The organism is Psychrobacter sp. H29 (genome assembly GCF_059073055.1).
Window position 1 is genome coordinate 1,009,634 of sequence record NZ_JCACRY010000001.1, and the last position, 16,041, is coordinate 1,025,674.

At 49.7% G+C, this 16,041-nt stretch carries 1 protein-coding gene; it reads right to left on the bottom strand.

Annotated features, from left to right (window positions below):
* Positions 1–124: 124 nt before the first annotated feature.
* A complete protein-coding gene (locus AC5JP1_RS04035) occupies positions 125–16,027 on the bottom strand; it encodes a cadherin-like domain-containing protein (RefSeq protein WP_493843233.1) in 15,903 nt (5,300 codons plus the stop codon).
* Positions 16,028–16,041 lie beyond the last annotated feature (14 nt).

The window sequence follows — 16,041 nt, forward strand, 5'->3', positions numbered from 1 at the left end:
TGACTATAAGTAAGATAGATTTTTGAGTAATCTTATCAAATTATAATATTTCTATACCCACATATCAAAAAAACGCCCCCATCTGGGAGCGCTTTCTTTGCTGTTTGCTAGTGGCTAATGAATCTTAAATCACATTGTCATCAATGGCAGTTTGTACATATAGCTTGGCAGAGTTAGCACCATCTTGATATAAATCATAACCAACTTGATCAGATGTATCTGATTTAGTCATGCCCGATATATTAACCGTGTCCGTACTATCGCCTTTGATGAATAGCTCATTGTTATTATCAGTGATACTAACCACATCACTCAGTCCCAAGCTCAGGGTTTGAGCGGTGTTATTGGTTATATTGATACTTTCAATATTAGTCACATTACTTAAATTAGCACCTGATACAGTATTTATATCATTAATAATTAAAGTATCGATACCTTGACCGCCATCAATTAACACATCATCTGCATCAAATATTAAAATATCGTTCCCATCACCACCTAATAAAGTATCTGCACCGCTCAAACCGATTAAGGTATCGTCGCCTATATCGCCACTCAATGTTTCAGCTTGGTTAGTACCTACTAAGTAGTCATTATCAGCATTACGAGTAATATTTAATACCTGGGTAGCGGACACAATATCGCCGTCGTTGTCTTTTACTGAGAAGGCAATATTCTCTTGGTAACCAGTATCTGTAGCCCTAGCTTGGTACTCAAAAATACCCGTTTCAAAATTCAATGATACAACACCTCCAGTAAGCGTATTAATAGTTACTGTCGTGGTTGCTTGATCATAAGTGGAACGATTATCACCTTGTACAGTCATACTGCCGTCAGTAGCATTATATGTATACGTAGTACTATCTATAGTAATAGTTAATACGTTACCACCATCTGCTCCATACCCATACTCAGATACAGTGTCTGATAAGAGGTTTCCTCTAACCAAATCTCTGCTCACCTCAGGTTGACGATCACTCAATGAGTCCAGTAAGACGTTATTCAACTCATTTACATTCCTAACTATGTTTGCAAGGCCATTATCATCTACTCCTTGCTGTCCATCATAAGCGATTGGTAATATGCTGCTAAGCGATACTTCTGCCTCTGGTCCAAATGCATAGGCATAAGACTTAATACTATTGGCGGTTAGGAAATTTGTCCAGATAGCTTCTTCATTTTGTCCGATACCAAGATCAGGTACATTTTGATTAAAGGCACCTGACAATGAATCTATAGTACCCTGTGCAGCACTCGGATTACCATCTGTCAAAAAGTAAGAGTAATTTTGAGCTCCTACGATCTTACCGGGTCTACTAAAGCCTTGTATGCTAGTATTGAGTGCTGCGTCGTAATTTGTAACACCTGTAGTACCCGTAAGACTATTAACGTATGTTTTTGCGGCATCAACAGTTAACCATGCGTTTTGAGTTATAGCACTGGTTGCAAATAGAGTTATCTGTACCATCGTATCACCAAACTCAGCATAACCATCAATTAAGTTGATAGCTGCAGCTTTGGCTATATCTAAGCGAGTTTGGTTGGGGTTTACTAGTGTGTTCATACTACCTGACAAATCTAAAGTAATAGCTAAATTTGAGCTCACAGTATTCAAACTAAAATCGATAGGTCCTTCAGCCAACAAAGGGCGATCGTCTTCTACTGTAACTACCAGATCAGCAGTTAATGAATCATTACTACCATCATTGACAACTGCGCCGAATGTCACATCAAGCTCGTCCTCAATATTATTTGTTGGATGATCAATAGCGTGCAATAGCGTTACATCATAAGATGCAACAAAATTAGAACCATTAGCTGTGATATTATTGACTTCTATCGTCATCACATCAATTGCCGGCTCACCTGCAACCAATACTACCTGACCGGTTAAAGTATCTGTAGCATCATTCCACATCCATGTAACCGCATTGCCCTGAACAGTGATACCACTTGGTCCTGTCAACTCAATGCTAAAGTTAGAGATAGACACATTATCAACATCAGTAAATGTAATCTCACCTGTTACGGTAGCATTATTTGTAGTGTCGTTGCTCCCTACCGCATCAACAATACCTCCTTGAGAAATAAGACCTTCTTCCGAGACTCGGGTTGAAGTTGCTGCTGCCACGGGTGCATCGTTTACTGGTGTGACGGTGATGGTCTCGGTGGCCGTGTCTGTACCACCATTGCCATCAGTGATGGTGTAGTCAAAGCTGGTAACACCATTAAAGTTGGCAGCAGGCACAAAGGTAATCACCCCTTGCGCGTCGATGTTCACCACCCCATTGTTCACAGCAATGCTTTGTGCGGTACCTGGTGTCAAGTCAGTATTGTTGATGCTGCTGATACTGAGCGTGTCGCCATCTAAGTCGCTGTCTGCGGTGCCAGTAGTAAGCGGCGTCAACTCCACGCTACCATCTTCGGCAACGGTGTATGCGTCATCTACCGCTACTGGGTCATCGTTTACTGGTGTGACGGTGATGGTCTCGGTGGCCGTGTCTGTACCACCATTGCCATCAGTGATGGTGTAGTCAAAGCTGGTAACACCATTAAAGTTGGCAGCAGGCACAAAGGTAATCACCCCTTGCGCGTCGATGTTCACCACCCCATTGTTCACAGCAATGCTTTGTGCGGTACCTGGTGTCAAGTCAGTATTGTTGATGCTGCTGATACTGAGCGTGTCGCCATCTAAGTCGCTGTCTGCGGTGCCAGTAGTAAGCGGCGTCAACTCCACGCTACCATCTTCGGCAACGGTGTATGCGTCATCTACCGCTACTGGGTCATCGTTTACTGGTGTGACGGTGATGGTCTCGGTGGCCGTGTCTGTACCACCATTGCCATCAGTGATGGTGTAGTCAAAGCTGGTAACACCATTAAAGTTGGCAGCAGGCACAAAGGTAATCACCCCTTGCGCGTCGATGTTTACCACCCCATTGTTCACAGCAATGCTTTGTGCGGTACCTGGTGTCAAGTCAGTATTGTTGATGCTGCTGATACTGAGCGTGTCGCCATCTAAGTCGCTGTCTGCGGTGCCAGTAGTAAGCGGCGTCAACTCCACGCTACCATCTTCGGCAACGGTGTATGCGTCATCTACCGCTACTGGGTCATCGTTTACTGGTGTGACGGTGATGGTCTCGGTGGCCGTGTCTGTACCACCATTGCCATCAGTGATGGTGTAGTCAAAGCTGGTAACACCATTAAAGTTGGCAGCAGGCACAAAGGTAATCACCCCTTGCGCGTCGATGTTCACCACCCCATTGTTCACAGCAATGCTTTGTGCGGTACCTGGTGTCAAGTCAGTATTGTTGATGCTGCTGATACTGAGCGTGTCGCCATCTAAGTCGCTGTCTGCGGTGCCAGTAGTAAGCGGCGTCAACTCCACGCTACCATCTTCGGCAACGGTGTATGCGTCATCTACCGCTACTGGGTCATCGTTTACTGGTGTGACGGTGATGGTCTCGGTGGCCGTGTCTGTACCACCATTGCCATCAGTGATGGTGTAGTCAAAGCTGGTAACACCATTAAAGTTGGCAGCAGGCACAAAGGTAATCACCCCTTGCGCGTCGATGTTCACCACCCCATTGTTCACAGCAATGCTTTGTGCGGTACCTGGTGTCAAGTCAGTATTGTTGATGCTGCTGATACTGAGCGTGTCGCCATCTAAGTCGCTGTCTGCGGTGCCAGTAGTAAGCGGCGTCAACTCCACGCTACCATCTTCGGCAACGGTGTATGCGTCATCTACCGCTACTGGGTCATCGTTTACTGGTGTGACGGTGATGGTCTCGGTGGCCGTGTCTGTACCACCATTGCCATCAGTGATGGTGTAGTCAAAGCTGGTAACACCATTAAAGTTGGCAGCAGGCACAAAGGTAATCACCCCTTGCGCGTCGATGTTCACCACCCCATTGTTCACAGCAATGCTTTGTGCGGTACCTGGTGTCAAGTCAGTATTGTTGATGCTGCTGATACTGAGCGTGTCGCCATCTAAGTCGCTGTCTGCGGTGCCAGTAGTAAGCGGCGTCAACTCCACGCTACCATCTTCGGCAACGGTGTATGCGTCATCTACCGCTACTGGGTCATCGTTTACTGGTGTGACGGTGATGGTCTCGGTGGCCGTGTCTGTACCACCATTGCCATCAGTGATGGTGTAGTCAAAGCTGGTAACACCATTAAAGTTGGCAGCAGGCACAAAGGTAATCACCCCTTGCGCGTCGATGTTTACCACCCCATTGTTCACAGCAATGCTTTGTGCGGTACCTGGTGTCAAGTCAGTATTGTTGATGCTGCTGATACTGAGCGTGTCGCCATCTAAGTCGCTGTCTGCGGTGCCAGTAGTAAGCGGCGTCAACTCCACGCTACCATCTTCGGCAACGGTGTATGCGTCATCTACCGCTACTGGGTCATCGTTTACTGGTGTGACGGTGATGGTCTCGGTGGCCGTGTCTGTACCACCATTGCCATCAGTGATGGTGTAGTCAAAGCTGGTAACACCATTAAAGTTGGCAGCAGGCACAAAGGTAATCACCCCTTGCGCGTCGATGTTCACCACCCCATTGTTCACAGCAATGCTTTGTGCGGTACCTGGTGTCAAGTCAGTATTGTTGATGCTGCTGATACTGAGCGTGTCGCCATCTAAGTCGCTGTCTGCGGTGCCAGTAGTAAGCGGCGTCAACTCCACGCTACCATCTTCGGCAACGGTGTATGCGTCATCTACCGCTACTGGGTCATCGTTTACTGGTGTGACGGTGATGGTCTCGGTGGCCGTGTCTGTACCACCATTGCCATCAGTGATGGTGTAGTCAAAGCTGGTAACACCATTAAAGTTGGCAGCAGGCACAAAGGTAATCACCCCTTGCGCGTCGATGTTCACCACCCCATTGTTCACAGCAATGCTTTGTGCGGTACCTGGTGTCAAGTCAGTATTGTTGATGCTGCTGATACTGAGCGTGTCGCCATCTAAGTCGCTGTCTGCGGTGCCAGTAGTAAGCGGCGTCAACTCCACGCTACCATCTTCGGCAACGGTGTATGCGTCATCTACCGCTACTGGGTCATCGTTTACTGGTGTGACGGTGATGGTCTCGGTGGCCGTGTCTGTACCACCATTGCCATCAGTGATGGTGTAGTCAAAGCTGGTAACACCATTAAAGTTGGCAGCAGGCACAAAGGTAATCACCCCTTGCGCGTCGATGTTTACCACCCCATTGTTCACAGCAATGCTTTGTGCGGTACCTGGTGTCAAGTCAGTATTGTTGATGCTGCTGATACTGAGCGTGTCGCCATCTAAGTCGCTGTCTGCGGTGCCAGTAGTAAGCGGCGTCAACTCCACGCTACCATCTTCGGCAACGGTGTATGCGTCATCTACCGCTACTGGGTCATCGTTTACTGGTGTGACGGTGATGGTCTCGGTGGCCGTGTCTGTACCACCATTGCCATCAGTGATGGTGTAGTCAAAGCTGGTAACACCATTAAAGTTGGCAGCAGGCACAAAGGTAATCACCCCTTGCGCGTCGATGTTCACCACCCCATTGTTCACAGCAATGCTTTGTGCGGTACCTGGTGTCAAGTCAGTATTGTTGATGCTGCTGATACTGAGCGTGTCGCCATCTAAGTCGCTGTCTGCGGTGCCAGTAGTAAGCGGCGTCAACTCCACGCTACCATCTTCGGCAACGGTGTATGCGTCATCTACCGCTACTGGGTCATCGTTTACTGGTGTGACGGTGATGGTCTCGGTGGCCGTGTCTGTACCACCATTGCCATCAGTGATGGTGTAGTCAAAGCTGGTAACACCATTAAAGTTGGCAGCAGGCACAAAGGTAATCACCCCTTGCGCGTCGATGTTCACCACCCCATTGTTCACAGCAATGCTTTGTGCGGTACCTGGTGTCAAGTCAGTATTGTTGATGCTGCTGATACTGAGCGTGTCGCCATCTAAGTCGCTGTCTGCGGTGCCAGTAGTAAGCGGCGTCAACTCCACGCTACCATCTTCGGCAACGGTGTATGCGTCATCTACCGCTACTGGGTCATCGTTTACTGGTGTGACGGTGATGGTCTCGGTGGCCGTGTCTGTACCACCATTGCCATCAGTGATGGTGTAGTCAAAGCTGGTAACACCATTAAAGTTGGCAGCAGGCACAAAGGTAATCACCCCTTGCGCGTCGATGTTCACCACCCCATTGTTCACAGCAATGCTTTGTGCGGTACCTGGTGTCAAGTCAGTATTGTTGATGCTGCTGATACTGAGCGTGTCGCCATCTAAGTCGCTGTCTGCGGTGCCAGTAGTAAGCGGCGTCAACTCCACGCTACCATCTTCGGCAACGGTGTATGCGTCATCTACCGCTACTGGGTCATCGTTTACTGGTGTGACGGTGATGGTCTCGGTGGCCGTGTCTGTACCACCATTGCCATCAGTGATGGTGTAGTCAAAGCTGGTAACACCATTAAAGTTGGCAGCAGGCACAAAGGTAATCACCCCTTGCGCGTCGATGTTTACCACCCCATTGTTCACAGCAATGCTTTGTGCGGTACCTGGTGTCAAGTCAGTATTGTTGATGCTGCTGATACTGAGCGTGTCGCCATCTAAGTCGCTGTCTGCGGTGCCAGTAGTAAGCGGCGTCAACTCCACGCTACCATCTTCGGCAACAGTGTATGCGTCATCTACCGCTACTGGGTCATCGTTTACTGGTGTGACGGTGATGGTCTCGGTGGCCGTGTCTGTACCACCATTGCCATCAGTGATGGTGTAGTCAAAGCTGGTAACACCATTAAAGTTGGCAGCAGGCACAAAGGTAATCACCCCTTGCGCGTCGATGTTTACCACCCCATTGTTCACAGCAATGCTTTGTGCGGTACCTGGTGTCAAGTCAGTATTTTTGATGCTGCTGATACTGAGCGTGTCGCCATCTAAGTCGCTGTCTGCGGTGCCAGTAGTAAGCGGCGTCAACTCCACGCTACCATCTTCGGCAACGGTGTATGCGTCATCTACCGCTACTGGGTCATCGTTTACTGGTGTGACGGTGATGGTCTCGGTGGCCGTGTCTGTACCACCATTGCCATCAGTGATGGTGTAGTCAAAGCTGGTAACACCATTAAAGTTGGCAGCAGGCACAAAGGTAATCACCCCTTGCGCGTCGATGTTTACCACCCCATTGTTCACAGCAATGCTTTGTGCGGTACCTGGTGTCAAGTCAGTATTGTTGATGCTGCTGATACTGAGCGTGTCGCCATCTAAGTCGCTGTCTGCGGTGCCAGTAGTAAGCGGCGTCAACTCCACGCTACCATCTTCGGCAACGGTGTATGCGTCATCTACCGCTACTGGGTCATCGTTTACTGGTGTGACGGTGATATCTAAGGTGGTACTATCTGTTAAACCATCAGGGTCAGTAACCGTGTAGTTGACCGTCGGTACGCTGCCATTGAAATCAGGCGCAGGATTGAAGGTATAACTGCCATCAGTGTTTAAAGTCAAGTTACCAACTGGGTCACCGTTGACATCCGTAATAACTGTTACAACACCTAGCTCTAGAACCGTCTGTGTACCACTACCATTAATGTCTATGGTTGCTGATTCAACGGTCAATAGACTACCTTCCGCGTCAGTGTCATTGGTCAATACGTTATCTATTAAGGTGACATCCTCATTAATACGCTCTACTTCTGGAATTGCCACTGGGGCGGTTTGTGGGTAGTCGATGGTGATGGTAGCTGGGTCAGACTTTAAGTTGGTGCTGTCCACTACGATGTAGTCTACAGGTGTTGGATCACCTGTATAATCATCTTCTGGTGTAAAGGTCACAGCGCCTGAGGTAGGATCAACTACCCATTCTCCTTCACCTGTGACCGTCAACGTTGTTACTTCATCACCATTGTCTGGATCAATTAGCTTGACGGTCGTTGGGTCGATATCATTGTCAAAGTCTTCGTCATTACCTAATACAGCAACGGTAACTGGTGCTCCAGTGATACCTGTTTGGTTATCATCCGCTGCTCTTGGCGCCGTTGGTGGATAGTCGACAACGATTGTCGCTGAATTAGACGTTTGACCAGTGATATCAGAGACCACATAATCTACAGGCGTAGGGTCATTAGTATAACCAACTTCTGGTGTAAAGGTCACAGCGCCTGAGGTAGGATCAACGACCCATTCCCCTTCGCCTGTGACCGTCAACGTTGTTACTTCATCACCATTGTCTGGGTCAATTAGCTTGACGGTCGTTGGGTCAAGGTCACCCTCAGCATCGCTATCGTTATTCAAGATGTCGACAGTCACAGGGGCATTCAAAGGACCGACACCTACGTCATTCTGTGCCACTGGGGCGGTTTGTGGGTAGTCGATGGTGACCGTGGCTTCGTTTGATACCAAACCATTGATGTCTTCAACGCTGTAGCTGATCGGGGTTGGGTCTGCGGTAAAGCCATCTTCTGGGGTAAAGCTGATTGCCCCAGTGTCTGCATCCACATTCCAGCTGCCTTCGCCATCTACCACGACTGATTTGCCATCAGCGGCAATGGTGCCACCGGCTGGTGATTGGGTGATGATGACGGTGGTTGGGTCAAGATCTTCTTCAGCATCGGTGTCGTTGGCCACAACGTCTACCACGACAGTCTCACCAGAGTCACCAGTGTCTGCATCATTCTGTGCCACTGGGGCGGTTTGTGGGTAGTCGATGGTGACCGTGGCTTCGTTCGATACCAAACCATTGATGTCTTCAACGCTATAGCTGATTGGGGTTGGGTCTGCGGTAAAGCCATCTTCTGGGGTAAAGCTGATTGCCCCAGTGTCTGCATCCACATTCCAGCTGCCTTCGCCATCTACCACGACTGATTTGCCATCAGCGGCAATGGTGCCACCGGCTGGTGATTGGGTGATGATGACGGTGGTTGGGTCAAGATCTTCTTCAGCATCGGTGTCGTTGGCCACAACGTCTACCACGACAGTCTCACCAGAGTCACCAGTGTCTGCATCATTCTGTGCCACTGGGGCGGTTTGTGGGTAGTCGATGGTGACCGTGGCTTCGTTCGATACCAAACCATTGATGTCTTCAACGCTATAGCTGATTGGGGTTGGGTCTGCGGTAAAGCCATCTTCTGGGGTAAAGCTGATTGCCCCAGTGTCTGCATCCACATTCCAGCTGCCTTCGCCATCTACCACGACTGATTTGCCATCAGCGGCAATGGTGCCACCGGCTGGTGATTGGGTGATGATGACGGTGGTTGGGTCAAGATCTTCTTCAGCATCGGTGTCGTTGGCCACAACGTCTACCACGACAGTCTCACCAGAGTCACCAGTGTCTGCATCATTCTGTACCATTGGGGCGGTTTGTGGGTAGTCGATGGTGATGGTAGCTGGGTCAGACTTTAAGTTGGTGCTGTCCATTACGATGTAGTCTACAGGTGTTGGATCACCTGTATAATCATCTTCTGGTGTAAAGGTCACAGCGCCTGAGGTAGGATCAACTACCCATTCTCCTTCACCTGTGACCGTCAACGTTGTTACTTCATCACCATTGTCTGGATCAATTAGCTTGACGGTCGTTGGGTCGATATCATTGTCAAAGTCTTCGTCATTACCTAATACAGCAACGGTAACTGGTGCTCCAGTGATACCTGTTTGGTTATCATCCGCTGCTCTTGGCGCCGTTGGTGGATAGTCGACAACGATTGTCGCTGAATTAGACGTTTGACCAGTGATATCAGAGACCACATAATCTACAGGCGTAGGGTCATTAGTATAACCAACTTCTGGTGTAAAGGTCACAGCGCCTGAGGTAGGATCAACGACCCATTCCCCTTCGCCTGTGACCGTCAACGTTGTTACTTCATCACCATTGTCTGGGTCAATTAGCTTGACGGTCGTTGGGTCAAGGTCACCCTCAGCATCGCTATCGTTATTCAAGATGTCGACAGTCACAGGGGCATTCAAAGGACCGACACCTACGTCATTCTGTGCCACTGGGGCGGTTTGTGGGTAGTCGATGGTGACCGTGGCTTCGTTTGATACCAAACCATTGATGTCTTCAACGCTGTAGCTGATCGGGGTTGGGTCTGCGGTAAAGCCATCTTCTGGGGTAAAGCTGATTGCCCCAGTGTCTGCATCCACATTCCAGCTGCCTTCGCCATCTACCACGACTGATTTGCCATCAGCGGCAATGGTGCCACCGGCTGGTGATTGGGTGATGATGACGGTGGTTGGGTCAAGATCTTCTTCAGCATCGGTGTCGTTGGCCACAACGTCTACCACGACAGTCTCACCAGAGTCACCAGTGTCTGCATCATTCTGTGCCACTGGGGCGGTTTGTGGGTAGTCGATGGTGACCGTGGCTTCGTTCGATACCAAACCATTGATGTCTTCAACGCTATAGCTGATTGGGGTTGGGTCTGCGGTAAAGCCATCTTCTGGGGTAAAGCTGATTGCCCCAGTGTCTGCATCCACATTCCAGCTGCCTTCGCCATCTACCACGACTGATTTGCCATCAGCGGCAATGGTGCCACCGGCTGGTGATTGGGTGATGATGACGGTGGTTGGGTCAAGATCTTCTTCAGCATCGGTGTCGTTGGCCACAACGTCTACCACGACAGTCTCACCAGAGTCACCAGTGTCTGCATCATTCTGTGCCACTGGGGCGGTTTGTGGGTAGTCGATGGTGACCGTGGCTTCGTTTGATACCAAACCATTGATGTCTTCAACGCTGTAGCTGATCGGGGTTGGGTCTGCGGTAAAGCCATCTTCTGGGGTAAAGCTGATTGCCCCAGTGTCTGCATCCACATTCCAGCTGCCTTCGCCATCTACCACGACTGATTTGCCATCAGCGGCAATGGTGCCACCGGCTGGTGATTGGGTGATGATGACGGTGGTTGGGTCAAGATCTTCTTCAGCATCGGTGTCGTTGGCCACAACGTCTACCACGACAGTCTCACCAGAGTCACCAGTGTCTGCATCATTCTGTGCCACTGGGGCGGTTTGTGGGTAGTCGATGGTGACCGTGGCTTCGTTCGATACCAAACCATTGATGTCTTCAACGCTATAGCTGATTGGGGTTGGGTCTGCGGTAAAGCCATCTTCTGGGGTAAAGCTGATTGCCCCAGTGTCTGCATCCACATTCCAGCTGCCTTCGCCATCTACCACGACTGATTTGCCATCAGCGGCAATGGTGCCACCGGCTGGTGATTGGGTGATGATGACGGTGGTTGGGTCAAGATCTTCTTCAGCATCGGTGTCGTTGGCCACAACGTCTACCACGACAGTCTCACCAGAGTCACCAGTGTCTGCATCATTCTGTACCACTGGGGCGGTTTGTGGGTAGTCGATGGTGATGGTAGCTGGGTCAGACTTTAAGTTGGTGCTGTCCACTACGATGTAGTCTACAGGTGTTGGATCACCTGTATAATCATCTTCTGGTGTAAAGGTCACAGCGCCTGAGGTAGGATCAACTACCCATTCTCCTTCACCTGTGACCGTCAACGTTGTTACTTCATCACCATTGTCTGGATCAATTAGCTTGACGGTCGTTGGGTCGATATCATTGTCAAAGTCTTCGTCATTACCTAATACAGCAACGGTAACTGGTGCTCCAGTGATACCTGTTTGGTTATCATCCGCTGCTCTTGGCGCCGTTGGTGGATAGTCGACAACGATTGTCGCTGAATTAGACGTTTGACCAGTGATATCAGAGACCACATAATCTACAGGCGTAGGGTCATTAGTATAACCAACTTCTGGTGTAAAGGTCACAGCGCCTGAGGTAGGATCAACGACCCATTCCCCTTCGCCTGTGACCGTCAACGTTGTTACTTCATCACCATTGTCTGGGTCAATTAGCTTGACGGTCGTTGGGTCAAGGTCACCCTCAGCATCGCTATCGTTATTCAAGATGTCGACAGTCACAGGGGCATTCAAAGGACCGACACCTACGTCATTCTGTGCCACTGGGGCGGTTTGTGGGTAGTCGATGGTGACCGTGGCTTCGTTTGATACCAAACCATTGATGTCTTCAACGCTGTAGCTGATCGGGGTTGGGTCTGCGGTAAAGCCATCTTCTGGGGTAAAGCTGATTGCCCCAGTGTCTGCATCCACATTCCAGCTGCCTTCGCCATCTACCACGACTGATTTGCCATCAGCGGCAATGGTGCCACCGGCTGGTGATTGGGTGATGATGACGGTGGTTGGGTCAAGATCTTCTTCAGCATCGGTGTCGTTGGCCACAACGTCTACCACGACAGTCTCACCAGAGTCACCAGTGTCTGCATCATTCTGTGCCACTGGGGCGGTTTGTGGGTAGTCGATGGTGACCGTGGCTTCGTTCGATACCAAACCATTGATGTCTTCAACGCTATAGCTGATTGGGGTTGGGTCTGCGGTAAAGCCATCTTCTGGGGTAAAGCTGATTGCCCCAGTGTCTGCATCCACATTCCAGCTGCCTTCGCCATCTACCACGACTGATTTGCCATCAGCGGCAATGGTGCCACCGGCTGGTGATTGGGTGATGATGACGGTGGTTGGGTCAAGATCTTCTTCAGCATCGGTGTCGTTGGCCACAACGTCTACCACGACAGTCTCACCAGAGTCACCAGTGTCTGCATCATTCTGTACCATTGGGGCGGTTTGTGGGTAGTCGATGGTGATGGTAGCTGGGTCAGACTTTAAGTTGGTGCTGTCCACTACGATGTAGTCTACAGGTGTTGGATCACCTGTATAATCATCTTCTGGTGTAAAGGTCACAGCGCCTGAGGTAGGATCAACTACCCATTCTCCTTCACCTGTGACCGTCAACGTTGTTACTTCATCACCATTGTCTGGATCAATTAGCTTGACGGTCGTTGGGTCGATATCATTGTCAAAGTCTTCGTCATTACCTAATACAGCAACGGTAACTGGTGCTCCAGTGATACCTGTTTGGTTATCATCCGCTGCTCTTGGCGCCGTTGGTGGATAGTCGACAACGATTGTCGCTGAATTAGACGTTTGACCAGTGATATCAGAGACCACATAATCTACAGGCGTAGGGTCATTAGTATAACCAACTTCTGGTGTAAAGGTCACAGCGCCTGAGGTAGGATCAACGACCCATTCCCCTTCGCCTGTGACCGTCAACGTTGTTACTTCATCACCATTGTCTGGGTCAATTAGCTTGACGGTCGTTGGGTCAAGGTCACCCTCAGCATCGCTATCGTTATTCAAGATGTCGACAGTCACAGGGGCATTCAAAGGACCGACACCTACGTCATTCTGTGCCACTGGGGCGGTTTGTGGGTAGTCGATGGTGACCGTGGCTTCGTTTGATACCAAACCATTGATGTCTTCAACGCTGTAGCTGATCGGGGTTGGGTCTGCGGTAAAGCCATCTTCTGGGGTAAAGCTGATTGCCCCAGTGTCTGCATCCACATTCCAGCTGCCTTCGCCATCTACCACGACTGATTTGCCATCAGCGGCAATGGTGCCACCGGCTGGTGATTGGGTGATGATGACGGTGGTTGGGTCAAGATCTTCTTCAGCATCGGTGTCGTTGGCCACAACGTCTACCACGACAGTCTCACCAGAGTCACCAGTGTCTGCATCATTCTGTGCCACTGGGGCGGTTTGTGGGTAGTCGATGGTGACCGTGGCTTCGTTCGATACCAAACCATTGATGTCTTCAACGCTATAGCTGATTGGGGTTGGGTCTGCGGTAAAGCCATCTTCTGGGGTAAAGCTGATTGCCCCAGTGTCTGCATCCACATTCCAGCTGCCTTCGCCATCTACCACGACTGATTTGCCATCAGCGGCAATGGTGCCACCGGCTGGTGATTGGGTGATGATGACGGTGGTTGGGTCAAGATCTTCTTCAGCATCGGTGTCGTTGGCCACAACGTCTACCACGACAGTCTCACCAGAGTCACCAGTGTCTGCATCATTCTGTACCATTGGGGCGGTTTGTGGGTAGTCGATGGTGATGGTAGCTGGGTCAGACTTTAAGTTGGTGCTGTCCACTACGATGTAGTCTACAGGTGTTGGATCACCTGTATAATCATCTTCTGGTGTAAAGGTCACAGCGCCTGAGGTAGGATCAACTACCCATTCTCCTTCACCTGTGACCGTCAACGTTGTTACTTCATCACCATTGTCTGGATCAATTAGCTTGACGGTCGTTGGGTCGATATCATTGTCAAAGTCTTCGTCATTACCTAATACAGCAACGGTAACTGGTGCTCCAGTGATACCTGTTTGGTTATCATCCGCTGCTCTTGGCGCCGTTGGTGGATAGTCGACAACGATTGTCGCTGAATTAGACGTTTGACCAGTGATATCAGAGACCACATAATCTACAGGCGTAGGGTCATTAGTATAACCAACTTCTGGTGTAAAGGTCACAGCGCCTGAGGTAGGATCAACGACCCATTCCCCTTCGCCTGTGACCGTCAACGTTGTTACTTCATCACCATTGTCTGGGTCAATTAGCTTGACGGTCGTTGGGTCAAGGTCACCCTCAGCATCGCTATCGTTATTCAAGATGTCGACAGTCACAGGGGCATTCAAAGGACCGACACCTACGTCATTCTGTGCCACTGGGGCGGTTTGTGGGTAGTCGATGGTGACCGTGGCTTCGTTTGATACCAAACCATTGATGTCTTCAACGCTGTAGCTGATCGGGGTTGGGTCTGCGGTAAAGCCATCTTCTGGGGTAAAGCTGATTGCCCCAGTGTCTGCATCCACATTCCAGCTGCCTTCGCCATCTACCACGACTGATTTGCCATCAGCGGCAATGGTGCCACCGGCTGGTGATTGGGTGATGATGACGGTGGTTGGGTCAAGATCTTCTTCAGCATCGGTGTCGTTGGCCACAACGTCTACCACGACAGTCTCACCAGAGTCACCAGTGTCTGCATCATTCTGTGCCACTGGGGCGGTTTGTGGGTAGTCGATGGTGACCGTGGCTTCGTTCGATACCAAACCATTGATGTCTTCAACGCTATAGCTGATTGGGGTTGGGTCTGCGGTAAAGCCATCTTCTGGGGTAAAGCTGATTGCCCCAGTGTCTGCATCCACATTCCAGCTGCCTTCGCCATCTACCACGACTGATTTGCCATCAGCGGCAATGGTGCCACCGGCTGGTGATTGGGTGATGATGACGGTGGTTGGGTCAAGATCTTCTTCAGCATCGGTGTCGTTGGCCACAACGTCTACCACGACAGTCTCACCAGAGTCACCAGTGTCTGCATCATTCTGTGCCACTGGCGCCGTTGGTGGGTAGTCGACGGTTATAGTGGCTTGATTGGATTTGTTGCCAGTCAAGTCAGACACTATATATGCCACTGGAGTTGGATCAGCAGTAAAGCCCGCCTCTGGGGTGAAAGTCACTGCTCCTGTTTCTGGATTCACGCTCCATGTGCCTTCACCCGGTACGGTTAGACTAGTGACTTCAAGTCCAGTGTTTGGATTGATTAGTTTGACACTAGTTGGGTCGATGTCGCCCTCAAGGTCGGTGGCACTACTTAACAAAGTAATAGTAACCGACTGCCCCAAACTACCAGCTATAACTTCATTTTCTACCAATGGCGGCGTATTATCTTCAATGAGGGTGTTATCTCGACTATTGCTACTTGTACTCGCTAATAGTCCGGCAATTCCCAATCCAGCAGCAGGTATCCACCAAGGGATGACAGCTGCATAGACTTCCCCGCCCAATGCTTGCCCTTCCACGTCACCCACTTCTAATTGAGTAACATAATCATAGGTTTCACCAGTATCTGGAATATAGTAGTAATACTCACCATCTTCAGCAATACCTAGTAGAGCACTATCTGCACTGTCGTAAAAACCTTCAATAATAAGATCGCTCTCTTCGCCTTCTTTTTCAAATGAGACATGGAGGTCGTTCTTAATACGTTTAGTAATAATATGGTTAGGAGCACGGTTTATGGCATTGTCATGAAACTCGTAATTCACTCTTTCTGAGGCTTGAATAACTGTAGGTATGCCATCTTTTGTGACGACTTCTATCTGGCTTACAGTCTCAGTAGTATTATTAGTTTTTACGACGATAGTATTCATTGGTTACCCTTTTT

Coding starts and splice junctions, on each gene's coding strand:
- AC5JP1_RS04035 (WP_493843233.1), bottom strand. CDS start 16,027: ATGAATACTATCGTCGTAAAAACTAATAATACTACTGAGACTGTAAGC.